25 protein-coding genes are annotated in these 25889 nt (G+C 63.0%); 12 read left to right on the forward strand and 13 right to left on the reverse strand.

From position 1 onward, the window contains the following. Positions 1-413: 413 nt before the first annotated feature. Positions 414-1547 (reverse strand): AI-2E family transporter, encoded by a 1134-nt coding sequence (locus BMW76_RS06630; protein WP_090864370.1) that lies wholly within the window; start codon positions 1545-1547, stop codon positions 414-416. A 260-nt stretch (positions 1548-1807) separates the two neighbouring features. Here BMW76_RS06630 and BMW76_RS06635 point away from each other — a divergent pair, with 260 nt between their 5' ends. The 4 genes from BMW76_RS06635 (at position 1808) to BMW76_RS06650 (ending at position 5785) form a co-directional block, all read left to right on the forward strand. Continuing rightward, the gene (locus BMW76_RS06635) at positions 1808-3022 is read left to right on the forward strand and encodes a DUF2863 family protein (RefSeq protein ID WP_090864371.1); all 1215 of its coding nucleotides are present in this window, start codon (positions 1808-1810) and stop codon (positions 3020-3022) included. Between the two features lie 198 nt (positions 3023-3220). Next, entirely contained in the window at positions 3221-4105 is an 885-nt protein-coding gene (locus BMW76_RS06640; protein ID WP_090864656.1) for a LuxR family transcriptional regulator, read from the forward strand. Positions 4106-4197: 92 nt separating this feature from the next. After that, a complete protein-coding gene (locus BMW76_RS06645; protein WP_090864372.1) occupies positions 4198-4872 on the forward strand; it encodes an energy-coupling factor ABC transporter permease in 675 nt (224 codons plus the stop codon). Positions 4873-5095: 223 nt separating this feature from the next. Then, the gene (locus BMW76_RS06650) at positions 5096-5785 is read left to right on the forward strand and encodes a BspC domain-containing protein (RefSeq protein ID WP_090864373.1); all 690 of its coding nucleotides are present in this window, start codon (positions 5096-5098) and stop codon (positions 5783-5785) included. 135 nt (positions 5786-5920) lie between these two features. Here BMW76_RS06650 and BMW76_RS06655 read toward each other — a convergent pair whose 3' ends face one another. Together BMW76_RS06655 and yaaA are read right to left on the reverse strand one after the other, a co-directional pair. Beyond that, the gene (locus BMW76_RS06655; protein ID WP_090864374.1) at positions 5921-7087 is read right to left on the reverse strand and encodes a M14 family metallopeptidase; all 1167 of its coding nucleotides are present in this window, start codon (positions 7085-7087) and stop codon (positions 5921-5923) included. A gap of 29 nt (positions 7088-7116) precedes the next feature. Further along, entirely contained in the window at positions 7117-7899 is a 783-nt protein-coding gene (yaaA, locus tag BMW76_RS06660; RefSeq protein ID WP_090864375.1) for a peroxide stress protein YaaA, read from the reverse strand. A gap of 57 nt (positions 7900-7956) precedes the next feature. Here yaaA and BMW76_RS06665 point away from each other — a divergent pair, with 57 nt between their 5' ends. Continuing rightward, positions 7957-8472, forward strand: coding sequence for a putative toxin-antitoxin system toxin component, PIN family (locus BMW76_RS06665; RefSeq protein ID WP_090864376.1), 516 nt, complete (start codon positions 7957-7959; stop codon positions 8470-8472). 170 nt (positions 8473-8642) lie between these two features. After that, complete coding sequence (locus BMW76_RS06670) at positions 8643-9833, forward strand: pyridoxal phosphate-dependent aminotransferase (protein ID WP_090864377.1); 1191 nt, start codon at positions 8643-8645, stop codon at positions 9831-9833. A gap of 76 nt (positions 9834-9909) precedes the next feature. Here BMW76_RS06670 and BMW76_RS06675 read toward each other — a convergent pair whose 3' ends face one another. Further along, positions 9910-10557 carry a glutathione S-transferase family protein gene (locus tag BMW76_RS06675; protein ID WP_090864378.1) on the reverse strand — a complete coding sequence of 216 codons (648 nt, stop codon included), beginning with the start codon at positions 10555-10557 and terminating at the stop codon, positions 9910-9912. 172 nt (positions 10558-10729) lie between these two features. Between BMW76_RS06675 and BMW76_RS06680 the strand changes: the two genes are divergently transcribed. From BMW76_RS06680 to BMW76_RS06705, 6 genes are all read left to right on the forward strand, one after another. Continuing rightward, the gene (locus BMW76_RS06680) at positions 10730-12298 is read left to right on the forward strand and encodes a 3-hydroxyacyl-CoA dehydrogenase (RefSeq protein WP_090864379.1); all 1569 of its coding nucleotides are present in this window, start codon (positions 10730-10732) and stop codon (positions 12296-12298) included. After that, positions 12298-13086: an oxepin-CoA hydrolase, alternative type gene (locus BMW76_RS06685; RefSeq protein WP_090864380.1), complete on the forward strand. Its 789-nt coding sequence runs from the start codon at positions 12298-12300 to the stop codon at positions 13084-13086. Before BMW76_RS06680 ends, BMW76_RS06685 begins: the two co-directional genes overlap by 1 nt. Next, positions 13083-13817 (forward strand): histidine phosphatase family protein, encoded by a 735-nt coding sequence (locus BMW76_RS06690; RefSeq protein WP_090864381.1) that lies wholly within the window; start codon positions 13083-13085, stop codon positions 13815-13817. The genes BMW76_RS06685 and BMW76_RS06690 overlap by 4 nt, the downstream gene beginning before the upstream one ends. Before the next feature lie 32 nt (positions 13818-13849). Continuing rightward, positions 13850-14998, forward strand: a complete 1149-nt coding sequence (locus tag BMW76_RS06695; RefSeq protein ID WP_090864382.1) for a phosphotransferase — start codon at positions 13850-13852, stop codon at positions 14996-14998. A gap of 30 nt (positions 14999-15028) precedes the next feature. After that, on the forward strand, positions 15029-16294 hold the full coding sequence (locus BMW76_RS06700) for an acyl-CoA dehydrogenase family protein (RefSeq protein ID WP_090864383.1): 1266 nt from the start codon (positions 15029-15031) through the stop codon (positions 16292-16294). Between the two features lie 791 nt (positions 16295-17085). Beyond that, positions 17086-17787, forward strand: a complete 702-nt coding sequence (locus BMW76_RS06705; RefSeq protein WP_090864384.1) for a glutathione binding-like protein — start codon at positions 17086-17088, stop codon at positions 17785-17787. 68 nt (positions 17788-17855) lie between these two features. On the opposite strand, the gene BMW76_RS06710 is transcribed toward BMW76_RS06705, so the two are convergent. From BMW76_RS06710 to BMW76_RS06750, 9 genes are all read right to left on the reverse strand, one after another. Continuing rightward, a complete protein-coding gene (locus BMW76_RS06710) occupies positions 17856-18320 on the reverse strand; it encodes a MaoC family dehydratase (RefSeq protein ID WP_090864385.1) in 465 nt (154 codons plus the stop codon). Further along, positions 18317-18775 carry a MaoC family dehydratase gene (locus BMW76_RS06715; protein ID WP_090864386.1) on the reverse strand — a complete coding sequence of 153 codons (459 nt, stop codon included), beginning with the start codon at positions 18773-18775 and terminating at the stop codon, positions 18317-18319. Before BMW76_RS06715 ends, BMW76_RS06710 begins: the two co-directional genes overlap by 4 nt. A gap of 33 nt (positions 18776-18808) precedes the next feature. Next, a complete protein-coding gene (locus BMW76_RS06720; RefSeq protein ID WP_090864387.1) occupies positions 18809-19948 on the reverse strand; it encodes an acyl-CoA dehydrogenase family protein in 1140 nt (379 codons plus the stop codon). A gap of 10 nt (positions 19949-19958) precedes the next feature. After that, a complete protein-coding gene (locus tag BMW76_RS06725; RefSeq protein WP_090864388.1) occupies positions 19959-21155 on the reverse strand; it encodes an acyl-CoA dehydrogenase family protein in 1197 nt (398 codons plus the stop codon). 54 nt (positions 21156-21209) lie between these two features. Further along, complete coding sequence (locus BMW76_RS06730; RefSeq protein WP_090864389.1) at positions 21210-21644, reverse strand: DUF1178 family protein; 435 nt, start codon at positions 21642-21644, stop codon at positions 21210-21212. Positions 21645-21953: 309 nt separating this feature from the next. Next, the gene (locus BMW76_RS06735; protein WP_090864390.1) at positions 21954-22544 is read right to left on the reverse strand and encodes an NUDIX domain-containing protein; all 591 of its coding nucleotides are present in this window, start codon (positions 22542-22544) and stop codon (positions 21954-21956) included. Between the two features lie 40 nt (positions 22545-22584). Further along, positions 22585-22881 carry a DUF2818 family protein gene (locus tag BMW76_RS06740; protein WP_090864391.1) on the reverse strand — a complete coding sequence of 99 codons (297 nt, stop codon included), beginning with the start codon at positions 22879-22881 and terminating at the stop codon, positions 22585-22587. Further along, positions 22881-24359: an NADH-quinone oxidoreductase subunit NuoN gene (gene nuoN / locus BMW76_RS06745; protein WP_090864392.1), complete on the reverse strand. Its 1479-nt coding sequence runs from the start codon at positions 24357-24359 to the stop codon at positions 22881-22883. The genes BMW76_RS06740 and nuoN overlap by 1 nt, the downstream gene beginning before the upstream one ends. A 26-nt stretch (positions 24360-24385) precedes the next feature. Then, positions 24386-25879, reverse strand: coding sequence for an NADH-quinone oxidoreductase subunit M (locus BMW76_RS06750; protein ID WP_090864393.1), 1494 nt, complete (start codon positions 25877-25879; stop codon positions 24386-24388). Positions 25880-25889 lie beyond the last annotated feature (10 nt).

The raw sequence follows: 25889 nt of genomic DNA on the forward strand, positions 1-25889 counted from the left end.
TGACAGATGGTCCGACCGGGTTTCTCAACCCCATCGGACCTTCCTCAATTTCTTTCTGTGTGAGACTCGATTACTTTCGCTACCGGTGATTCCGCAGAACCACCGCGCGCCGCCATCGAGCACCCACATCTGTCGGCTGTTAGTTTTTAAAGAACATCCGCACGAGGCGCCTTGCCTTCGTTGCGTTGCTGCATCAGCAGCAGAGAAACGAGATTATGCAGAACCTTCCGGTGTTCGTCAACAGGTTTTTTGCATCATCGCTTCAAACCCTGCCGGCTACACCACCGCGCCGTTTCTGCCGCGGCCCCCCCCGCTGTGTCGCGCCACAAACCGCGCACCCGAACGAAGGACGCGAATCTTAGGTCATCCACGGACCAATGACAAGGGTGTGACGGAAGTTTTTTATCGGCGGCTTATTTGCTCGACGTGCCTGGCGCCTTCTCCACTTGCGCGACCGTATCGGCAGGTTGGCTGCCCGTACTCGCCGCCAGCTCGCGGGCATCCGGTGAACCAATTGTCCAGTCGTGCAGCACCGTATAAGCCACGGCAAGAAGCGTCGGCCCGATAAACACGCCCAGGAAACCAAACGCGAACGCGCCGCCCAGAATGCCGAGCATCACGAGGATCAGCGGCATGTCGCTGCTCTTGCCGATCAGAATCGGCTTGATGACGTTATCGGACATGCCGACGACCAGCACGCCCCAAACCACGAGAAAGATTGCCCAGCCCGTTTCGCCGCCGTGATAAAGCCAGATTGCAGCGGGCAGCCATACCACGACGGGGCCGCCGGGAATCACCGACAGGAAGAAAGTCGCGAGCCCCAACAGCGCCGGCGCCGGCACGCCCGCGATCCAGCAGCCGAAACCGGCCAGTACGCCCTGCACCAGCGCCGTCCCGAGGATGCCGTACACCACGCCCTTCACCGTGCTGCCCGCCAAAGTCAGCAGATAGTCGGCGCGCTCGCCCGCGATACGCCGCATGCCCAAGTTGAGCCACGCGGCAGCGCCCTCGCCGCCCGTATAGAAGAAGAAAGTGAGGATGATGCTGAGCGCCAGCATTCCGAGACCGTGCGTGACGGCGAGCGCCGCAGCGAGTATCCACTTGCCGGCCGGCGCGGCCAGCACGCGCAACTGCGCGACCATTTCCGAGTTGCTGCTCGTCACGCGCTCCCAGAAGGACTCGATGGTCGAGCCGACAAGCGGAATGCGCGCAACCCAGTCCGGCAGATCCGGCAAGCCCGAATCCATCAGACGCTCGACGAACGCGGTGATGTCCTTCGCATGCGCACCCAGCGCAAAACCCGCATAGACGAACGGCCCCAGCACGACGACCAGAATGATGAGCACGATCAGCGTCGCGGCCCATTTACGCCGCCCTCCAAGCGTCGCGGACAATTTGCGATAGAGTCCCCACGAGCTGTAGCTGAGAATCGCGCCCCACAGCAGCGCCGTCGTGAACGGCGCCAGCACCAGTAGCGAGCCGCCGACCAGCAGCAGCAGCGCGAACACGGCTGCGAGCCGCTCGATCAGTTGGTCCGATTTCACCATGCGCCTCTCCCGATGCCATTCCCGCCAGACCGCGGCGACCAACACGCAGACGGCCAAACGTCTGCAAAAAAAGTATAGGAAAGTGCGAAAGAAAGCACTGATCGACGGCAACGACGCTGACAGAACGCGCCGCCACCCGCCCTTTCGCGGCTGCGGGACGCCCGCTCGACGGGCCAACGACTGCCAGCAATGCGTGTCGATAATATGTCGACGCAGAAAGGACTAGAATATATGGTTCTCTGCACACAACCTCCGGATTTATGCGCTCGCGAATCGCCAAACGTCTCCCTCCCGACGCCGACAAGCTGGTCGGTCTTTCGCTCGCGCTTTTCGCGTCGGGCAGCCGCACCGAGGATCGCTTCTGGGAAGCCAAGCTGGACGCGCTGCTCGCAAAAATAGTCCGCAACGGCAACCAGACGACTCTCGACGCCGCGCTCGACCATCTTCAGCAGAATCATCCGGACGCCTATGGCGCCCTCGCTGACATGGCCGAAACACATAGCGAATCGCTGACCGTCGAGCACGACGGCGTCCAGTACGAAGCGTTGCTGATCGCCGCGCCCGTGCTGGCGTGGACGCGCTACGTGATCCCGTCGGGCTCGCTCAAAGGCGATGCGGCCGACGCGCTGCGCGCGCATCTGCAGGCGCATGTGCTGGCCGACGGCACCCGCGTCGCGATGGCGCCCTTCATGTATAGCATCGACCAATTGCCACGTCATCACGTCGAAACATGGCGTCTCGCGCAGCAACTCGCGCAGGCGGCTGTCGGCGGCGGCAACGCGAAGATCAACTTCGGCGAGTTGCCGGAAACGTCGCCCATTCTTGCCGATCCGCGCTTCCTGCTGGCCGTGGTCGCAGCGCCCGTCGGCGCGCCTGTGTTCCGCTGGCAGGAAGAAGAGCACGGCACGCGCATCGAGCGCGGCCAGTGTCTCGAGCAATGGGCGACGCAAGGCGGCGCCAACCTGGCCGTCGTGCTGCCGGGCTGCGAGTTCGAATGCCTGTTGCCCGATGCGTACTACTCGGCCTGCCGCGACGCGGACGAGCGCGTGCGCCCGCACACGGTACGCACGGCAGTCCGCTATCTGTTCGACACGATCGGCGCGACGCCCGATGAATTGCGCGCCGTCGTCGCTGGCTTCGGCGAGCGGCGCATCGACGAATACCGCATCGGCTTCACGCGCCGTGGCAGCAACGATGTTATCTACGGCGTCGTGTGGCCGCTGTACGGCCGCGAGAACGGCGACCCCGGCATCGACGAAGAACCGCAAGAAGCGATGGCAAGCGACGGCCCGCTCGAAGACATCGTCGCGCTGCTGAAAGAAACGGGCATCACCGATATTCGCCGTCACGCGGGCCGCTTCGAGCCGGAATATTGTGACGACTGCGGCGTGCCGCTTTATGCGGATCCGCTCGGCGAGATCGTTCATGCTGAAATGCCCGAAGATGCCGAGCCCGCGCAACCGCATTTCCACTGATCACTTCAGAATTTTCTCTGCGTCGAATCAAGCCCCGCTGAATGCGGGGCTTTTTTCATGGCACTCGTCCTATGCCACCTGGACAGGCCGTCACGAGACAGGGAATTTGTCATCATCGTTGCGATGGTGCGTCGCTGCACGACGACAATCTCGTCGCGTGCAGCGCGCCGCCACGACCGATCGATCAGGAGGCAGTGCATGCGATTTTCAGTTCTCAACTCGGACGCCGAACGCAGGGAAGGACTCAAGGCGCTTCTGCGGCAAATCGACCGACAGGCACGCTTCGGCGAAGCGCAGGACTGGCCACAGGCGGAGCGCACGTTGCGGCGCCTTGAGCCGGACCTGCTGCTGATCGACTGGGAAGACTGGATGTCGCCCGCCGACGCACGCGCGCTGCTCGCCAACCATCCGGGTCTGCCCGTCGCCGTGCTGGTCGATGATATATCGCCAGCTCACGTGCGCGCGCTCGTCGAAAAAGGCGTGCTCGGCGTCATTCCGCGTACGACCGATCCGCGCGTGATCGTGCGCGCACTCGAAATGGTTCTGCTCGGCTGTCATTACATCCCGGCCGGCGCGTTGTCGCTCGACGCGCCGACGCACGGCGGCAAGCTCGCACGTCCTCGGACGGAAGCGCGTTCGCTCGACCTGATCCCGACGCCGCCGAAGCGGCCGCGCTTCGCGGGCGGCCTTTCGCCGCGACAGGAACAGATCATGCGCTGCGTCCATATGGGCAGCACGAATAAAATGATCGCACGCGCACTAGGCATCAGTGAGGGCACCGTGAAAATCCATCTGGCGACGATCTTTCAGCAACTCGGCGCGCCGAACCGCGCAGCCGCCGTGGCCATCTACAACGGCTGGCTCACCGCGCAGCTCGAGGTGCTGCGCAGCGGACACAATCGCATCCCGCGGCCCGCGCGCGTGACGTCGAATGTTGCGCCGCTTCGTCAGCGCAAGCCGCGCACGTTCCGTTATCCGTTGCCTGCCAACGACAACGCGAATGCGCTGCCGATGGCGGCCGAAGCGACCACGCCTTACGGCGCGCGCCGCAAGAGCCGCGCACCCGACGACGGCGCGATGTAAAGGTTCAAAGGAAGCAACCGTGAATCGACATAAAACGTTGCTGGCACGGAATCCGCTCACACCTTTGGGCCTTCAACGAGTAATATGAAGACATGGGTTTCCTCTATACGCCGCTTCCGTTCTGGGTCGCTGTCGGTGGCTGGATCGCCGCTGTGGCCCTGCTCGCGCTCGCGTTCTGGAAGAACCCGTTCAAGCGATTGCAGGAACCCGTGCTTCAGCATGTGTGGCTCGCGATCATCGTCGCCGTTTCGGTGCTGTGGGCGACGAACGCATGGCTCGAAGACGGCACTGTGATTCACCTGCTCGGCGCAACGCTCGTCGTCACGCTGTTCGACTGGGGTCTTGCGCTCATCGCGATGGCCGTCGTCACCGGCCTCGCCGCCGTCGTCTTCGATGCACCGTGGCAAGGCATCGCGCTTACGTTCCTCGTATTCGGCGCAGTGCCCGTTGGTGTATCGACGCTTCTGCAGCGCGCGAGTATCGCATGGCTGCCGCGCAATCTGTTCATGTTCATCTTCGGGCAGGGCTTCGTGTCACCTGCGATTGCCGTTTCGGTCGCGTCAGCGGTTGCGCTGGGAACGCACATCGCGCTTGCCGACGGTTCGATGTCCGTTATCCCGGCCGGCTATGCATTCAGTGTGTTCCTGCTTGCCTCGGGCGAATCGTGGTTCACGGGCATGTCGACTGCATTGATCGCCGTCTATCGTCCCGCGTGGGTCACGACTTATGATGTGCGGCGCTATCGTCTCGGCGGCCCACGCACCTGAGCGCTTCGTGAGCTAACCTTAACCGTCGATGTCTGTCTGAAACGCTCGCGCTTACGCGTCTGCGAGCTGACACGCAAGCAGCACAGGCGCACCCATCTCCGCTTGAGTTGCGTCACGACGAAGCCGCAAAATATTTCTGCCGGGATTGAACTCAACCCCTTCGATGGGCATCTTATTTGCCTGAAGTCTCCAAAGCATTTCACAGCATTTTTTACCCAGATAGATGGAACGCACCAACGCACCGCGCCGATTGCTGCGGTTGGTCGGCCGGTTAGCGGTGTGGGCTGCGAGCGCGTCGCTCGTGTGCGCTATGCCCGCCTTCGCCGATCAACTCGGGCAGCACAACGACCTCGTCAACAAATTCATCAACGAAATGCACGCCGATCCGCTCGTCGCGGATTGCGCCGCGCATGGCGATTTCGTCGCGAGCACATCGACGGCTTTCGATCACGTGGAGTTTCCGCCCAGCTCGTTCGATAGCGCGCATGCAGCCGTCACCCCCTGGAACGATTCGTTCGACGAAGGCAAGCAGAAGGTCAAGGTCGACAACATCGTGACCGTCGAAGGTCTCGGCATTCCGCAAGGCGGCGGGGATCCGTCACAACTCAAGTTCCGCTGTGGCTATGTCGGCCCGCAGATGCTCGCATTCAGCTGGAACGATCCCGTGCCGCCGTTGCGCGCGCGTAGCGCAGCATCCTCAGGCTCGCACGGCGCGACAGGCAAGCACGCGGGCGGCAAGGGCTCGAAGAAGAAGTCTGGCGGAAAATCGACGAAGGGCGGCGCAGCCGGCAAACCGGCTACCAAACAGAGCAGCAAATCGTCGGGCAAGCCGGTGACGGCCAAGAGCAGCGCGACGAAGAGCAATGCCTCGAAGGCGAGCACGAAGAAGTCGGCGGCGAAGAAAAAGCAATGACGCTTGCGTAACGGCAGCGTCGAACGTCCGATCAAACGACAAGCAAAAAGCGAGGCCACACATCATGTGTGGCCTCGCTTTTTTTGCATACCTTTAGTACGCGCCAATTCGATGCACGTAAGCGGCCAGGCGCCGTCAGACAAACGCCTCCATATGCCAGAGAATCGCCTGCAGCATCGCCGCGCCGAGCGATGCGCTGCGCTCTCCGTTCCAGCCCACGCGCTCGTCCGGCAGATTCGCGTTGTCCTTGAACGGCATCTCCAGCGTCAGCGACAGGCAGCCGAACTCGTTGCTGATGTACTTCGACGCGAGCTTGAGCGCATCCTGCCGATACTTGCTCGCTTCGTAACCATACTTGTCCTGGAAGTCGGGACTCGCGTGCTTGAAGCCTTCGACAAACGCCGTCTGTTCCTGCCGTTGCCGCTCGGTAAAGCCCCGCAGCATCTCGGAGCCCGCGACGAACACATATGGCAGCGCTTCGTCGCCGTGAATGTCGAAGAACAGATCGCAGCCGGTCGCATGAATCGCGTCGCGCACGAGCAGCACTTCGGGACTGCGCGCGGCATCCGGCTCCATCCATTCGCGATTCAGGTTCGCGCCCGCCGCATTCGTGCGCAGATTGCCATGCACGCTGCCATCGGGATTCATGTTCGGCACGATAAAGAAGTCGGCGTAATCGTAGAGCTTGCGCGCGACGGGGTCGCCTGACCAGTCGCCCCACCCCGCGAGCCGCTTCACCAGTCCTTCGACGAACCATTCGGCCATCGTCTCGCCCGGATGCTGGCGAGCGATGATCCAGATTTTCTTCTTGGGCTTCAGCGTTCCGTCGTCGAGCAGCGTCGGCGTGCCGAGCGTCAGCAGCGACATCGGCCGGCCTTCGACGGTCTTGCCGAGTTCCGTCAGCGCGGCATGCGGCATCTGCTGGACGGCGCCGAGAAATTCCGAGTGGCGCTCTTCGCTATACGGCTCGAAGTACGCGTAGTAGATGCTGTCGAAATCGGGCGTGTGATCGATGGTGAGCACGCGGCCGTCATACTCGGTCGGCACGCGGAACCAGTTCACGCGATCGTAGCTCGCGCACGCCTTATAGTTGCGCCAGCCTTCGGCGAACGCGCAGTCGGCGGCGTTCTCGAACGTCATCACGCAGCGCTCGCCGCGCGCGCCCGTCAGGCGGAAATAGAACCACTGCGCGAAGTCGGCGTGGCTGTCGGGTCGCACGCGCAAACGGATGTTATCGGCCTGCTCGCACGACAGGACTTCGATCGCGCCGGCGTCGAAGTTGCTCGTAATGGATAACGTCATGATCTCTTTCCTGCTCGTTTGGCGCGGCGTCAATCCGCGATGCGCCGGCGAAATACGTAAGTGGAATCGTTCGATGCGTCGGCGTCGAACGCATAGCCTTCGGCATCGAAGGCCTTGAGCTGCTCCGGCGCATCGAGGCGATGCTCCACCGCGAAGCGCGCCATCAGACCGCGCGCGCGTTTCGCGTGAAAGCTGATGATCTTGTAGCGGCCGCCCTTCCAGTCCTCGAACACGGGCGTAACGACGGGCGCGGCGAGCAGCTTCGGCTTGACGGACTTGAAGTATTCCGTCGACGCGCAATTGATCAGCACGCGCGAATCACCGGCTTTTTTCTCCAGCTGCCGGTTGAGCGCCTGCGTGATGCGCTCGCCCCAGAACGCGTACAGATCCTTGCCGCGTTTGTTCGCAAAACGAGTGCCCATTTCGAGCCGATACGGCTGCAACAGATCGAGCGGACGCAAGAGACCATACAGCCCGGACAACACTCGCACATGCTGCTGCGCGTAGTCGAGATCGGATGCCGAGAGCGACTTCGCGTCGAAGCCTTCATACACGTCGCCGTTGAATGCGAGCACGGCCTGCTTCGAATTGGACACGTCGAATTTCGGCGACCAGTCGGCGTATCGCTGAAAGTTCAGATGCGCGAGCTGATCGGAAATGTCCATCAGCGATGCAATGTCTTGCGGCGACAGACGGCGCAGATCGCCGATCAGTTGGGCGGCGTCATCGACAAAATCGGGGATCGTGTGCTTCTTGACGTGCGGCGGGGTGTCGTAGTCGAGCGATTTGGCCGGCGACAGAACGATTATCATAGAGGCTTTCAGGCACGCCGTGCCTGGCGGTCAAAGACGAAAGCCAGATTGTAACGAATGCCCGAAACCCCTGCCTTGCCTCAAAAGAACGCCTCCGCAGCCACGCCCGCTATCGTGCTCGATTCGAACGTGTGGATCGATATTCTCGTGTTCGACGATCCGCACACGCGCCCCATTCTCGCCGCGCTCGAACGCGGCGCGTTGCGCGCGCTGATCGACGCGCGGTGTCTCGCGGAACTGACGCACGTGCTCGACTATCCGCAGTTCGAAAAGCGCGCCGTCGACAAAGCCGCCGCGCTCGCAAGGCTTGCGCGGCTGTCGACGCTCGTCGAGCCGCCCGCTCCCGCCGATCACACTGACGACACGCGCCCGCTGCCCAAATGCAAGGACCGCGACGATCAGAAATTCCTTGAGCTTGCGCATGCAATGCAGGCCGACTGGCTGATTTCGAAGGATCGCGCGGTGCTGAAGCTCGCGAAGCGGATCGGGCGCGATTTCGGTTTCCGGATCGCGCAGCCCGCGCCGTTCGTCGCCGAGTGCGCGCTCGCCAGCGACGAGCCCGTCGCGGCCTGAAGCCATCATGAAGAGATCCTGAAGCCGTCTCGCAGCCGAAGACCCATGCGCTTCGAGCCCGGCTCGCAGATGCGCCGCGCAGATTTTCCCTACAATCGAGCATCACACCCGCCCCCAACGGCATCGATGACCGCGGCCTCGGCAACCGGGCGCCGCATTCGGACCGCGAGATGAACGCACCGCACGACACGACGATCACGCCTATGACGACCACGCCCCCTTCGTTCCCCTCCCGCCTGCCGAACGTCGGCACGACGATCTTCACCGTGATGAGCGCGCTTGCCGTCGAAAAGGACGCGGTCAATCTCGGCCAGGGCTTTCCGGATTTCGATTGCGATCCGCGCATCGTCGAAGCCGTGTCGAACGCGATGCGCGAAGGTCACAACCAGTACCCGCCGATGGCGGGCGTCGCACCGCTGCGCCAGGCCATCTCCGACAAGATCTCAAACCTGTACGGCCGCCGTTACGACGCGACGACGGAAATCACCGTGACGGCAGGCGCAACGCAAGCGCTTCTGACGGCCATTCTGTGCGCCGTGCATCCGGGCGATGAAGTGATCGTCGTCGAGCCGACTTACGACAGCTATCTGCCGTCGATCGAGCTCGCGGGCGGCAAGCCTGTATTCGTGACGCTCGAAGCACCCGACTACGCGATTCCGTTCGACAGGCTCGCTGCTGCCATTACGCCGAAGACGCGCATGATCCTGATCAACACGCCGCACAACCCGACGGGTACGGTCTGGCGCGCTGACGACATGAAAAAGCTCGAAGAGATCGTGCGCGGCACCAACGTGCTGATCCTGTCCGACGAAGTCTACGAACATATGGTCTACGACGGCGCGCCGCACGAAAGCGTCGCGCGCTATCCGGAGCTTGCGCAGCGCAGCTTCGTGGTGTCGAGTTTCGGCAAGACGTATCACGTGACGGGCTGGAAGGTCGGCTACGTGGCCGCGCCCGCGCCGTTGATGGCTGAATTTCGCAAGGTTCATCAGTTCAACGTGTTCACCGTCAACACGCCGATGCAACTGGGCCTCGCGCATTACATGCAAGACCCGGCGCCGTATCTGAACCTGCCCGCGTTCTATCAGAAGAAGCGCGACTTCTTCCGCGCCGGTCTCGAAGGCACGCGCTTCAAGCTGCTGCCGTGCACGGGCACGTATTTCCAGTGCGTCGACTATTCGGCCATCAGCGACATGCCCGAAGCCGAATTCGCGCAATGGTTGACGAGCGAGATCGGCGTCGCGGCGATTCCCGTGTCGGCGTTCTATCACGAGCCGCATGAATCGGGCGTCGTGCGCTTCTGCTTCGCGAAGAAAGAAGACACGCTCGCGACCGCGCTCGAACGGCTGGCGCGTCTCTGACATGGCGCGCGCGATGTCGCGAACGAACCCAGGTTCTTCGCCATCGCGCGCGAAGCGGTCCGGCGCACCCGCTTCGTTACTTCTTCCTTTGCGCGTCGACGTACGCCTTGCGGTCGTCTGTCACGCGTTGCGCAGCCGGCCGCGCATTGATCGCCTTCACGTACGGCTTCCAGTCGATGCCGACATCGAGCAGAAAATCGCGTCCGTAAATGGCCTGCGTCGCCATGCCGACCAGCGGCAGACTCACAAAGCCCGCGACGTCCGCGATGCTGAACCGGTCGCCGCGCAGATACGGCGTGAACTTCGCAAGCCGTCTGAAGCCGTTTATGTGATGGATCAACAGTTTCTCGGTGCGCCCCTTGGTGGCATCAGTGATCGTGCCGCCGAAGAACGCCTGCTTGTACAGATTGCGCGCCACCAGTTCGAGATGCACATCGACGAACGTGATCAGCTCGCGCTCTTTCGCGGCTTCCCACGGATCGGGCGAGAACATCGCCTTTTCCGGGTAGGCAGCAGCCAGATATTCGATGATCGCCTGCGACTCGCACAGGCTGCCATGCTCCGTTTCGATGAACGGCACCTTGCCGAGCGGCGAATGCGTGAGAAACGCCTCATCCTGGCTCGGCATCGAAAGCACTTCCTCGAACGGAATGCCGAATTCGAGCAGCGCAAACTTCACTTTGTTGTAATAGTTGGACAGCGCAAAACCGTGCAGCTTGATCATCCGATGTCTCCCTGCGGATGGTTGTCGAAAGTCGTTTGTCGTTCGTCGCGCCTTGCGCTTGCGCACATCGCGCAGCGCACCGCCCGATTCGACGCGCACCGCGTCAGGCGACGAATGCGATCGATTCGAAACGAACGTACTATTTTAAAATAACCATGGAGTGAGTCACATCATGTCATCCGTCACCTCTCGCCAGTACAGCATCGAGACCGTCGGCATCGTCGGTACGGGCGCGATGGGCCGCGGCATCGCGCAGATCGCCGCGCTCGCGGGCCTCAAGGTCCGCCTCTACGATACCAATTCGACCGCCGTCGGTGCCGCGCGCGATTACCTGTCGGACACGTTCGCGAAGCTCGTCGCCAAAGGCAAGCTCGACAGTTCGCGCTCGCTCGCCGCCCTCGCCTGCGTGACGGGCGCGAATGCGCTCGAAGAACTCAAGGACTGCGATCTCGTCGTCGAAGCAATCGTCGAAAAGCTCGACGTGAAGCGCGGGCTCTTCAAGGAACTCGAAGGCATCGTCAGCGAGCGCTGCATCCTCGCGTCGAACACGTCGTCGCTGTCGATCACGGCGATTGCGGCCGCATGCGCGGACCCGTCGCGCGTGCTCGGCTATCACTTCTTCAACCCGGTGCCGCTGATGAAGGTCGTCGAAGTGATCGACGGTCTGCGCAGCGATCCGGCGGCCGGCGACGCGCTGATGGATCTGTCGCGCCGCATGGGCCACACGCCCGTGCGCGCGAAGGACATGCCCGGCTTCATCGTCAATCATGCGGGCCGCGGCATGAACACGGAAGGGCTGCGCATCGCGGATGAAGGCATCGCGAGCTTCGTCGATGTCGATCGCATCATGCGCGAGCAGGCGGGCTTTCGGCTCGGGCCGTTCGAACTACTCGATCTGACGGCGCTCGACGTATCGCATCCCGTGATGGAATCGATCTATCACCAGTTCTACGAAGAACCGCGCTTCACGCCGTCGCCGATCACGGGTACGCGGCTCGCGGGCGGCCTGATCGGACGCAAGGCGGGCGAAGGCTTCTACAAGTATGTCGACGGCAAGCAACAGGTAGATGCCGAAGCGGCCGCACCGACGGAATTGCCCAAGCGTGTGTGGGTCAGCAGCCGTATGCCCGCCGCGCGCGATGCGGTGCTCGAACTCGTCGCGAAGGCTGGCGTTACCGTGGACGATGGCGCGATGCCCGCCGCCGATTCGCTGATCGTCGTGACGCCGCTCGGTCTCGATGCGACGACGGCTGCCGTCGACGAAAGCCTGGACGCGAGCCGCGTCGTCGCGATCGATACGCTGTTCCCGCTCGTCGGCGCGCAACGCCGCACGCTGATGACGACGCCCGCGACCACGCGCGCCGCGCGCGATGCCGCGCACGCCCTGTTCGCGCACGACGGCGTGCCCGTCACCGTGATCCATGATTCGACGGGCTTTGTCGCGCAACGCGTCGTCGCGACCATCGTCAACATCGGCTGCGATATCGCTCAACGCAGAATCGCGTCGCCGCAGGACATCGATCTCGCCGTGACGCTCGGCCTCGGCTATCCGAGGGGACCGCTTGCGCTCGGCGACGCGCTCGGCGCGCAAACCATCCTCACGATTCTGCGCAACATCTTCAGCGTGCTCGGAGATCCGCGCTATCGCCCGTCGCCGTGGCTCGCGCGCCGCGCGCAGCTCGGCATGTCGCTGACGCAGGCCGATGCCGCGGACAACGGCAACGCACAGGAGCACGCATAATGGCCGCCGAACTGCTCGCCTGCCGCCCAGCCGAAAGCGAATCGACGCTCGTGCTGACGCTCTCGAATCCGGGCGCGCGCAACGCGATGCACCCGGACATGTACGCGGCCGGCATCGAAGCGATGGATACGGCCGAGCGCGATGCGTCGATCGGCGCCGTCGTCATCACAGGCGCCGACCAGTTCTTCTGCGCGGGCGGCAACCTGAACCGCCTGCTGGAAAATCGCGCGAAAAATCCTTCCGTGCAGGCGCAAAGCATCGATCTGCTCGGCGAATGGATTGCCGCGCTGCAGGCCTCGTCGAAGCCCGTGATCGCGGCCGTCGAAGGCGCGGCGGCAGGCGCGGGCTTCTCGCTCGCGCTCGCATGCGACCTGATCGTCGCCGCCGACGACGCGAAGTTCGTGATGTCTTACGCGCGCGTCGGCCTCACACCCGATGGCGGCGGCTCGTGGTTCCTCGCGCGCGCGTTGCCTCGCCAGATCGCGACGGAAGTACTGATCGAAGGCAAGCCGATCGGCGCGACGCGTCTTTATGAGCTTGGCGTCGTGAACCGGCTCGCGAAGCCGGGCGCCGTGCGCGATGCAGCCATCGCGTGGGCCGACGATCTCGGCAAGGTGTCGCCGAACGCGAAGGCGCGCATCAAAGGCCTGATCGCGGCGGCGGGCATACAGTCGCTGCCCGATCACCTCGTCGCGGAGCGCGACAGCTTCGTCGCGTCGCTGCATCATCGCGACGGGCTCGAAGGCATCACGGCGTTCCTCGAAAAGCGCGCGCCCCACTACAAATGAGCACGCCGACGCAATCGGGCTATCAGCTGCCGAAGCGCCGCCGCATCTATCTGATGCGGCACGGCGATGTCACGTACTTCGACGCGTCGGGTCGCACGATCGACCCGGAACGCGTGCCGCTCAATGAGAACGGCCGCGCTCAGGCGGACGCCGCGGGCCGCGAGTTCGCCGGGCAGAACGTGCGCTTCGATCGGGTGATCGTCAGCGGCTTGCCGCGCACGGTCGAGACGGCGCAGCGCGTGCTCGCGCAAATGAACCGACACGATCAGCAAGTCGAAATCGAACCCGCTTGGGAAGAAATACGCAGCGGCGCACCCGGCTCGATTCCCGCTGCCGATCTCGAAGCGGCGTTTCTCGGCGCGTTCGACGGCATCGTGGCGGAAGACACGCGCTTTCTCGGCGGCGAGACGATCGGCGAACTGTTCGACCGCGTGCTGCCCGCCGTGGCCGCGCTGCGCGACGACACATCGTGGGATGTCACGCTGCTCGTGCTGCACGGCGGCGTCAATCGCGCGATCCTGTCGCACGCGTTGACCGCGGGCGGCCGGACGTTCTTCGGCCATATCTCGCAGGCCACAGGCTGCATCAATGCGCTCGACCTTGGCGACGCGCCGCGCGACTGGGTCGTGCGGCTCATCAATCACTCGCCGCCGTCGCCGCTGCATCGTGACGTGCGCAACACGACGATGGAAATGCTTTACGCGCAATACGTCCGATACAAGGGCACCTAGAAGTCGCCAATCGTTCGTCCAATGGAGGAGACATGCCGCAAGACGCGACACCAGCCGGATCGACGACTCAAACCGACTACTCCGCTTTCGAAGGCACGCGGCCTGTCAGCGAACGGCAGCGCATCGACGTCGATGCGCTTTCCGCATGGCTCGCGCAGCACATCGAATACTTCGCGGGGCCGCTGACGCTCGAACAGTTCGCGGGCGGCCAGTCGAATCCCACCTTCAAGCTGATCACGCCCGCGCGCTCATACGTGATGCGCGCGAAGCCTGGCCCTTCCGCGAAACTGCTGCCGTCCGCGCATGCGATCGAACGCGAGTACCGCGTGATGGATGCGCTGCGCCACACCGATGTGCCCGTCGCGAAGATGCTCGCGCTGTGCGAGGACGAAAGCGTGATCGGCCGCGCGTTCTACGTGATGGAGTTCGTGCAGGGCCGCGTGCTGTGGGATCAGTCGCTGCCCGGCATGACACCTGCGCAGCGCGGCGCGATCTACGACGAGATGAACCGCGTGATCGCCGCGCTGCATAGCGTCGATGTCGGTGCGGTAGGTCTCGCCGGCTATGGCAAGCCGGGCAACTATTTCGCGCGGCAGATCGGCCGGTGGAGCAAGCAGTATCAGGCATCGGAGACAGAGCCGATCGACGCGATGAACCGCCTGATCGAATGGCTGCCGCAGCACATGCCCACAGAGACGGACGAACGGAACGAGCGTGCGTCCGTCGTGCATGGCGATTACCGGCTCGACAATCTGATCTTTCATCCGCATGAGCCGCGCGTGCTCGCCGTGCTCGACTGGGAGCTGTCGACGTTGGGCGATCCCCTCGCCGACTTCGCGTATCACTGCATGGCGTGGCACGTCGATCCCGCGCAGTTTCGCGGCATCGCGGGGCTCGACTGGGCCGCGCTCGGCATTCCCGACGAGGCACAGTACGTGCAACGTTACTGCGAGCGCACGGGCTTCACGATTCGCGGCGACTGGAACTTCTATCTCGCGTACAACATGTTCCGCATCGCGGCGATCCTGCAAGGGATCATGAAGCGCGTCGTCGACGGCACGGCGGCGAGCGAACAGGCGCTCGACGCGGGCCGCCGCGCGCGGCCGATGGCCGAACTTGCGTGGCGCTACGCAGAAAGTGCGCTGATTGAACATCGCCGCTGCCGTTCAGTCAGTCTGTAGAGCGGATTCAACGTCATCCATGAGGGCAAGATGAATTTCGACTACACCCCGAAGGTCCAGGCATTGCGCGAGAAGCTGCTCGCATTCTTCGACGAGTACATTTACCCGAACGAGCAGGCCTTTGCCGCCGAAGTCGCGCGCAATCGCGAAGCAGGCAACGCGTGGGTGCCGACCGAGCTGATCGAAAGCCTCAAGCAAAGCGCGCGCGATGCGGGCCTGTGGAATCTCTTCCTGCCCGACTCCGAGCGCGGCGCCGGTCTCACGAATCTCGAGTACGCGCCGCTGTGCGAGATCATGGGCCGCGTGCCGTGGGCGCCCGAAGTGTTCAATTGCAGCGCGCCCGACACCGGCAACATGGAGACCGTCGAGCGCTACGGCAGCGACGAGAACAAACGCGAGTGGCTGGAACCGCTGCTGCAAGGGCAGATTCGATCGGCGTTCCTAATGACGGAGCCGGAAGTCGCGTCATCGGACGCGACCAACATTCAGACGAGCATCGTGCGCGACGGCGATACGTATGTGATCAACGGGCACAAGTGGTGGTCATCGGGCGCGGGCGATCCGCGCTGCAAGCTCTTCATCGTGATGGGCAAGACCGATCCGGAGGCGCCGCGTCATCAGCAGCAGTCGATGATTCTCGTGCCCGCCGACGCGACGGGCATCACCGTGCATCGTCCGCTGACGGTGTTCGGCTACGACGACGCGCCGCACGGCCACATGGAGATCACGCTCGACAACGTCCGCGTGCCGGCCGCCAACATGTTGCTGGGTGAAGGACGCGGCTTCGAAATCGCGCAGGGGCGGCTCGGGCCGGGACGCATCCATCACTGCATGCGCCTGATCGGACTCGCCGAACGCGCGCTCGAGTTGATGTGCAAGCGCACGCTGCAACGTGTCGCGTTCGGCAAGCCGATCGCCGCGCAGACGGTCACGCAGGAACGCATCGCAGAAGCGCGCTGCCTGATCGAGCAGGCGCGCCTGCTGACGCTGAAGACGGCATACATGATGGACACTGTCGGCAACAAGGGCGCGCGCGGCGAGATCGCGATGATCAAGGTTGTCGCGCCGAACATGGCGTGCCAGGTGATCGACTGGGCGATGCAGGCACACGGCGCAGCGGGCATGTGCGACGACTTTCCGCTCGCGTATGCGTACACGACGGCACGCTGGCTGCGCTTCGCCGATGGTCCCGATGAGGTGCATCGGAATGCGATTGCGAAGGTTGAACTGGCGAAGTATCGCGATTTGGGTACTGCGTCCGCTTCTCGCACAGACGTGCCGGGCGCGGGTTCATGATCGGGCCTTGGCAGGCCGTCAGCGGCCTCAGGCGAACTGTGGTCTAATTTTTTTGTCTCTGCGGCGCTGGTTGGTTTTGGGTTTTCCAGGCGTGCCGCTGGCATCCGCTTTAGCGCCTCGCGGCGCGGGCGTTGCCCCTGTGCGGGGCGGCACCTACTTTTCTTTGCCGCCGCAAAGAAAAGTAGGCAAAAGAAAGCGGGCTAACACCGCCCGCGCTTGACGATTACCCACGGGCTCTCAACGTGCCCGTGTTTCGCACGGCAATGTGCTGGCTTGTGCTTGTTGCCAGCGCTCCCGCTAAACGCCTCACCCACTTCATACGCGTGTGGCACGGCTAAAGCTATCGAACGCTTCAGCGCCGCATGTCGGTAGTGAATGAGGTTGCTGTGTCGTAGAGGGCAACGCCCGCACTGTAGCCGCATCGCGTAGCGCAGATTTCCTGTGTGGTGCGAATGCCTACACACAGTTTGCCGCAAAGGGGCCGGAATATTCGATGTCGCCGGCTGCAACGGAGGTGCATGAAGCGGGTGAGGCATTTGCTCGGTACGCTGGCAACGAAGGCGGACCCGCAAGTTGCCGCGCGAAATATGGGGACGTTGAGAGCCCGTGGGTAAACGTCAAGCACTGGCGGTGTGAGCGGCTTTGCCTACTTTTCTTTGCCGCTGCAAAGAAAAGTAGGTGGCGCCCCGCACAGGGGCAACGCCTGCGCCGCGAGGCGCATCGCGGATGCCAGCGAAAGAGCAAAAAACCGAACAGCGTCGCAGACAACCAGACATACGGAAGGAGCCACGATGATCGACGTCTACAGCTGGGCAACCCCGAACGGCCACAAGATTCACATCATGCTCGAGGAGACGGGCCTCGAATACAAGGCGCATCCCATCAACATCGGCGCTGGCGATCAATTCACGCATGCGTTTCTAGAGATCAGCCCGAACAACAAGATTCCCGCCATCGTCGACAGCGACGGACCGAAACGCGCGGACGGCAAGCCGTTTTCGCTGTTCGAGTCCGGCGCGATCCTGATCTATCTCGCCGAGAAGGCAGGCAAGTTTCTCCCCACCGATCCCGCCGCGCGTTACGAAACGCTGCAATGGCTGATGTTCCAGATGGGCGGCATCGGCCCGATGCTCGGCCAGACGCACCACTTCCGCGTGTATGCGCCGCAGCCGATCGAATACGCGATCAACCGCTACACGAACGAAGCGAAGCGCCTGTACGGAGTGATGGATGCAAAGCTTGGCAAGACGCGTTATCTGGCGGGCAACGACTACACGATCGCGGATATCGCCACGTATCCATGGACGCGCTCGTGGCAAAACCAGGGTTTGCAGATCGACGAGTTTCCGAACGTAAAGCGCTGGCAGGAAGAGATCGCCGCGCGCCCCGCCGTGCAACGCGGCGTCGAAGTGCTCGCGTCGGAGCGCGTGCCGTTGATGGACGAAAAGGCGAAGGAAGTGCTGTTCGGCGCGACGCAGTACGCGAAGCACTGAGCGGCTGCATCGGCGAAGCGCGCCGTTGCGATGCTTTGAAGCTCATCGCAACCGCGCTTGCGGGCATGCTAGAAATAGTGTCGCGTGATGAATTCCGCGATGCACACGAGGCGCTCGCTGCCCTGCCGTTCGAGCGTCACGTTCCACACGATCTGCACGCCGCCCTCTTCGACATCCGTCACGCCCGACACGGCAAAGCGCGCGCGCAACTGCGAGCCCACGGGCACAGGCGCAGTGAAGCGCACGCGATTGAGCCCGTAATTGACGCCCATGCGCTGCTCGAAGACGAACGTGCTGACGAGCAGCGCCGGAATCAGCGACAGCGTCAGAAAGCCATGTGCGATCGGGCCACCGAACGGCGACTCGCGCTTGGCGCGCTCGGGGTCGACATGAATCCATTGATGATCGCCCGTCGCGACGGCAAAGCGATCGACGCTCGCCTGATCGACTTCGACCCAATGGCTCACGCGCGGCGGCTGGCCGACGAGCGCGCGCACGTCGTCGGCGTGGCTCAGCGTCAGCTCGGGCGTCATGCAGCCGCCCCGGGCTTGCGTAGCCCGAAGATCGCCTTCGAACGCACCGTGATCACGAGTTCGCCGTTCTGATTGATGCCCTGCCATTCCGTCGACACGATGCCGCGGTCGGGCTTGCTCGCCGATACGCGCTTGTCGAGGATGCTGTTGGTCATGCGGATCGTGTCGCCGACGCGCACGGGCTTGAGCCAGCGCAAGTCGTCGATGCCCGGCGAGCCCATCGACGTCGAGCCTTGCAGCATGTTGCGCACGAGCATGCCCATCATCACCGAGCATGTGTGCCAGCCGCTCGCGATCAGCGTGCCGTACGGTGACGCGGCGGCGCCGCCATCGTCGACGTGGAACGGCTGCGGATCGTACTGCTCCGCGAAGCGGATAATCTCGTCGCGAGTGAACGTGTGCGTGCCGACTTCATACGTCTTGCCGACTTCCATGTCCTCGTAGCTCAAACCCATCTGTCACCTCGTTGCATGTGTTGAAGGCGGCGCTCACGCGTCGGCCGTCGCGAACCCGGGCAGCGCGACGGAGCGCGCAAGATGATGATCGACATCGCCGAGCGTGGTCTCGATGATCGCGAGGCGCTTGAACAGATGCGCGGCCGCGACTTCGTTCGTCACGCCCATGCCGCCGTGCAGTTGCACAGCCTGCTGGCCGACGAAGCGCGCGGCCTGGCCCACGCGCACTTTCGCCGCGGACACCGCGCGGCGGCGCTCGTCGACATCATTGCTGCTGTAGCGCACGGCCGCGAGATACGTCGCGGAACGCGCCTGCTCGGTGTGAATCAGCATCTCGACCATCCGATGCTGCAGCGCCTGGAACCGCGCGATAGGCACGCCGAATTGCTGGCGCGTCTTCGTGTATTCGACGGTCGCGTGATTCAGCGCATCGAGCGCGCCGATCGCCTCCGAGCACAACAACACGATGCCGTAGTCGGCGATGTGCTCGAGCGCTGCTGCGCCCGCATGCCTGCCGTTCAGCTTGCGTGCCGGCGTCGCGTTGAACACGAGCGTCGCGGCGCGCTGGCCATCGATCGTCCGATAGTCGGTGACTTGCGCAGTGGTCTGCGTGCTCTCAGCATCGCGTGCGACGACGAACAGCGTCACTTCTCCGTCGAGCCGCGCGGGCACGATCCAACGATCGGCCTGCGCGCCGTGCAGCACCACCGACTTCGTGCCGCTCAGCACGTAGCCGTCGCCTTGACGCGTGGCCTTCGTTTCGATCACGAACAGATCGTAGCGCGCGTCGGGCTCATGAAACGCGACGGCAAGCTTGCTCTCCCCTTGCGCCGCGCGTTCGAGCAGCGCGACGTCATCATCTTCGCCCGTGCCGGCGAGCTTCAGCGCTTCGATGCCGACAGCCGTCGACCAGTACGGCTCGACGACGAGCGCACGTCCCAGCTCCTGCATCACGACCAGCATGTCGACCGTGCCGCCGTCGAAGCCGCCCTGCGCCTCGGGCACGGGCAGCGCGGTCAAGCCGAGCTCGGTGAACGCGGACCAGTGCTCTTCCGATACGCCCGCTTCCGAGCGCACGCTCGCCTGGCGCGCTTCGAAGCCGTAGTGCTTGTCGAGGTAGCGGCGCAGCGCGTCAGCGAATTGCTGTTGTTCCTCGGTGAAATTGAAGTCCATGCGCCGCTCCTCACAGTCCAAGAATCATCTGCGCGATGATGTTCTTTTGAATTTCGTTCGAGCCGCCGTAGATCGAGGTCTTGCGATAGTTGAAGTAGTACGCGGCGAGCGGCGCGGCATCGTCGTCGCCCGCGATGCTGTGCGCGCGTTCGCCTTCGAGGAACGGCACATCGAACGGCGCGGCAAGCGGCCCGACGGCTTCGACCATCAGCTCCGTCAGTCCTTGCTGCACTTCCGTGCCTTTGATTTTCAGCATTGACGCCTCCGGTCCGGGACCGCGCCCGCCCGCTTCGTTCGCCACGACGCGCTGCACTGTGACTTCGAGCGCCATCAGTTCGATTTCGAGGCTCGCGACTTTCGCGGCAAAGAGCGGATCGTGCAGCAGCGGCTTGCCGTTCTTTTTCCGCGTCAGTGAGAGACGCTTGAGAAACACGAGTTCGCGCTTCGACTGCCCGACGCGCGCGATGCCCGTGCGTTCATGACCGAGCAGATACTTCGCATACGTCCAGCCGCGATTCTCATCGCCGACGAGATTCTCGACAGGAACCTTCACGTCCTCGAAGAACACCTCGTTGACTTCGTGATCCTCGTCGAGCGTGATGATGGGACGCACGGTGATGCCCGGCGTCTTCATGTCGATCAGCAGGAACGAGATACCCTCCTGCTTTTTCGCGCCACTGTCGGTGCGCACGAGGCAGAACATCATGTCGGCGTGCTGGCCGAGCGTCGTCCAGGTCTTCTGGCCATTGACGACGTAATGGTCGCCGACGCGCTCGGCACGCGTGCGCAGCGACGCGAGATCGGAGCCCGCGCCTGGCTCCGAATAACCCTGGCACCACCAGTCGGTGCCGTCGAGAATGCGCGGCAGATAGTGGCGCTTTTGCGCTTCGCTGCCGTACTTCATCAGCACGGGCGCGACCATCGACACGCCGAACGGCAACACCGTCGGCGCGCCGACGCGCGCGCACTCTTCGTCCCAGATATGGCGCTGCGTCGCGTCCCAGTTCGGGCCGCCATATTCGGCGGGCCACGCAGGCGCCGACCAGCCGCGCTTGCCGAGCAGCTTGTGCCAGTTCGCGAAGTCGTCGCGATTCAGACGTTTGTGGTTGAGGACTTTGTCGCGCAGCTCGTCAGGCAGATTCGCTTCGAGCCAGGCGCGGATATCGGCGCGGAACGCGTCGTCGGCGAGGGAATAGTTCAGATCCATGCGCAGTGTCTCCTGGCCGCGGCCTGTCGCCGCCAGGAGCACTGCAAGCCATGGCTATTGCAGCGGCTCTTTCAGCGCGGCGGGTACGGGCAGCGGCATCACATCGATGCCTTCTTCGACAAGGGCGCGCGCATCTTCAGGCGTCGTGACGCCCCGGATGCTTCGAGCAGGCGCTTCATTGTAGTGAATGCGCCGCGCTTCCTCGGCAAAGCGGTCGCCCACGTTCTCGGTCTTTTCCAGCACCTCGCGCAGCGCGCGCATCACGTGCGCCTGCAATTCGCTAGCGTTCGCGGGAGCCTTGTCGGACGGAGCGCTCGTCGCCTTCGACAGATTCAGGCGCGGCGCCGACGGCAAACGGCTCACTTCGGTCGCACCGCAAATCGGACATTCGACCAGCTTGCGGGACAACTGCGATTCGAAGTCATCGGCGGAAGCGAACCAGCCTTCGAACCGATGATCGTGCGGACACTGTAGATCGAGGACCTTCATGTGGAATCAGGGCTTGCGTACGAGTTTAGCGCAAAATCGAAATTTGTGAACGGTCGTTCGTTAAGATCGCCTTGGCTTCTGCTTTGGCTTGCGCTCTTGCAAGCTGGCTGGCGGCGGCGCACCGACATAGCGCTCCGACATTGGGCAAGCACGAGGTGCGGCACAAAGCGGTAAGCAGAGATTTTAGCGCGTTGGCGCACGATGCGCGGAAGCGTCGATCGCCGCCCCACAACGAACGCCAGAAATGGAAAACGGCAGCACAAGGGCTGCCGTTTTGCGGGCGGTCGCCGAGTCGAAGCGGACGGCGAATCAGTCCGCCTCTGCCGCGTTCGCCGGCCATTCGCCCGACAGCAACTTCTCGAGCCAGAACGTGCCGATGATCGTCTTCACGTCGCTCAGTTGGCCCGTGCGTATCCATTCCGACACGTCCGTCACCTTCGCGATGAACGTTTCCAGGAACTCGCCGTCGTCGAGCTTGCGCTCGCCTGCCGTCAGGCCGCGCGCGACATAGATGTCGATGAACTCGGTCGAGTACGAAATGATCGGGTGAATACGCGTCAGATAGACGTACTCGCGCGCCGTGTAGCCTGTTTCTTCGAGCAGCTCGCGCTTCGCGCAGGTCAGCGAGTCTTCGTTCGGGTCCAGCTTGCCTGCCGGATACTCGTACATCACCTTGCCCATCGCATAGCGATACTGGCTTTCCATCAGCACGCGGCCGTCGTCGAAGAGAGGAATCACCATCACGGCGCCGGGATGCTGGACGTATTCGCGCGTCGCCGTTTTGCCATCGGGCAGGCGCACGGTATCGCACTTGACCGTCATGAAGGGCCCTTGATAAGCCACTTCGCTTTTGATGCAGGTCTCGATGAGCGCAGCGTCGTGATCGGGAAGTTCTGCCATGTGCGGCCTCTTGCGGCGAGAGGCGCGACGGCTGGAACCGTCAGCGCCGTTTGACGAGATATTGAAACGTGAAGCCCGGGAAGGCGAACACGATGAACAGGCTGAACGTGATCGCGTAGAACTGCCAGCCCTGTTCGAAGCGGTTGCCGGCGCGCGCTTCGAGCAGGAAGCCGAGCGCACCGACAATGAAATACAGCACGATCAGTTCGCCGATCCTGATCCACGCGCTTTTCTTCGCTGCACTCAAGGGCACGACACCGAAGAGGCGTTGATTCAGAAACGGCAAGTTGGCGCCCGCAAGCGCCAACAGCACGATGAACCATCCCGCCGCCGACATTACAGCGGCAGCGTATGCGAAATCGCGTTCAGGCAGATCGACATCAGCGGACCGGGAACGATGCCGAGCACCAGCACGGCGACACCGTTCAGTGCCAGCAGCGTGCGTTTGCAGGCGTCGCCCACGAGCGGCGTCGTGTCGACGGGGTCATCGAAGTACATCAGCTTGACGATGCGCAGATAGTAGAACGCGCCGAACAGCGACGTGATCACGGCGAGCACCGCGAGCCACGTGAGACCTGCGTTCATCGTCGCTTCGAGAACCGCGAGCTTCGCGTAGAAGCCGACCGTCGGCGGAATGCCGGCGAGCGAGAACATCATCACCATCATCACGAACGCGAAGATGGGGCTACGCTGGTTGAGGCCCTTGAAGTCTTCGAGCGTTTCGGCTTCGAACTCGCGGCGCGCAAGCAGCATCACGACACCGAACGAGCCGAGCGTCGTCAGCAGATAGACGATGCTGTAGAACATCGCCGAGCCGTATGCGCTCGCGGCCGACCCCGTCTTGCCGTCGACCACGCCGGCCAGCAGACCGAGCAGCACGAAGCCCATGTTCGAGATCGCCGAGTAAGCGAGCATCCGCTTGACGTTGCGCTGGACGATACCCGTGATGTTGCCGACGATCAGCGACAGCGCAGCGAGGATGACCAGCATCTCCTGCCAGTCGACGGCGAGCGGCAGCAGGCCCATCACCAGGAAGCGCAAGCCCCACGCGAATGCCGCAACCTTCGGACCGCCGCCGACGATCAGCGTCATCGCAGTCGGCGCGCCCTGATAGACGTCAGGCACCCACATGTGGAACGGCACGGCGCCCATCTTGAACGCGATACCCGCGACGATGAAGATCACGCCGAACAGCAGCACGACGTCGTTGATGCGGCCCGATGCAACGGCCTTCAGCACTTCGTTCAGTTCGAGCGAGCCCGTCGCGCCGTAGAGCATCGAAATGCCGTACAGCAGGAAGCCCGAAGCCAGCGCGCCCAGCACGTAGTACTTCATTGCGGCTTCGTTCGACGGGGCGGCATCGCGGCGCAGCGCGATCACCGCGTACAGCGACAGCGACATCAGTTCCAGACCGAGGTACAGCGTCAGGAAGTTGTTGCCCGAGATCATGATCAGCTGGCCCAGCAGCGAGAACATGCCGAGCAGGAAGAAGTTGCCTTCGTAAAGGCCGCGGTCTTCCAGGTACTTGCGCGAGTAGATGATCGTCAGCGCGTACCCAAGTGACACGACCGCCTTCATCACGCTGGCGAACGGATCCACCACGTACATGCGCGAGAAGAAGTACTGCGGCCCGGCGCCCGGCGCGAAGGCTTCGATGGCAAACCAGATGCCGGCCACCACCGACGAAACGAGCGCGATGAAATACGTCGTTTTGCGGCTGTCGGGCCCGGCAAAGGTGTCGTTGAGCCACGCGACGACGATGGCGGCCATCACCAGCGCGTCAGGCAACAAGGCGGTCATAGGAGCGTTTTGCATGATCTTTTAAATTCCTCCGCTCGGCATTACTGCGGTAGCGGCAGCTTCGACTGCGCGACGTGGGAGAGGAGGTTTTCCACCGACACGTGCATCACTTCGGTAAAGGGCTTCGGATAGATGCCCATGTACAGCGTCAACGCGGCGAGCACCGCCAGCATGAAGAACTCGCGACGGTTGATGTCGACGAGGCTCTTCACGTGGTCGTTCGCAACCGCGCCGAAGTACACGCGCTTGTACATCCACAACGTATAGGCCGCGCCGAGAATCAGCGTCACGGCCGCGCCGAACGCGATCCAGAAGTTGTACTGGACGGCGGCCAGAATCACCATGAACTCGCCGACGAAACCGGACGTGCCCGGCAAGCCGCAGTTCGCCATCGAGAACAGCATCACGAGCGCGGCGAACTTCGGCATCGTGTTGACGACGCCGCCGTAATCGGCGATCTGACGCGAGTGCATGCGGTCATACAGCACGCCGATGCAAAGGAACATCGCGCCCGACACGAAGCCGTGCGAGATCATCTGCACGATCGCGCCTTCCGTACCGAGCTGGTTGAAGATGAAGAAGCCGAGCGTGACGAAGCCCATGTGAGCAATCGACGAATACGCGACCAGTTTCTTCATGTCGGCCTGCACCATCGCGACGAAGCCGATGTAGATCACGGCGATCAGCGACAGCGTGATCACGACGGGTGCGAGGAAATGGCTCGCATCCGGTGCGATAGGCAGCGAGAAGCGCAGGAAACCGTATGCGCCCAGCTTCAGCATGATCGCGGCCAGCACGACCGAGCCGCCCGTCGGCGCTTCCACGTGCGCATCGGGCAGCCACGTGTGCACGGGCCACATCGGCACCTTGACGGCGAACGCGAGGAAGAACGCAATGAAGAGCAGCACCTGCGGCGTCATCGACAGCTTCGCGGCTTGCCACGTTGCCAGATCGAACGTGCCCGTCTGCGTGTACAGGTACAGCAGGCCGACCAGCATCAGCAGCGAGCCCATCAGCGTATAGAGGAAGAACTTGAACGCCGCGTACACGCGGTTCGCCCCGCCCCACACGCCGATGATGATGTACATCGGGATCAGCGTCGCTTCGAAGAACACGTAGAACAGCAGGCCGTCGGCCGCGCAAAACACGCCGACCATGATGCCCGACAGGATCAGGAACGCCGCCATGTACTGCGCAACGTTCTTCGTGATGACCTCCCACGCGCTGATCACGACGACCACCGTGATCAGCGCCGTCAGCACGACAAACCACATCGCGATGCCGTCGATGCCGAGGTGGTACGTGATATTGAAGCGATCGATCCAGCCGGCCTTCTCTTCGAACTGCAATGCGGCCGTGCTCGCGTCGAAGTCCGTGATCAGCGGAATCGTCACGATGAAACTGAGGACAGACCCGATCAGCGAAATCCAGCGCGCAGGACCGGGATTGCGATCTGATCCGATGGCCAGAACCACCAGGCCGAAAACAATCGGCATCCAGATCGCGATACTTAGAATCGGAAACGTCGTGTGCATGTGAAGTGTC

The sequence above is a fragment of the Paraburkholderia diazotrophica genome (assembly GCF_900108945.1).
GTDB lineage: Bacteria > Pseudomonadota > Gammaproteobacteria > Burkholderiales > Burkholderiaceae > Paraburkholderia > Paraburkholderia diazotrophica.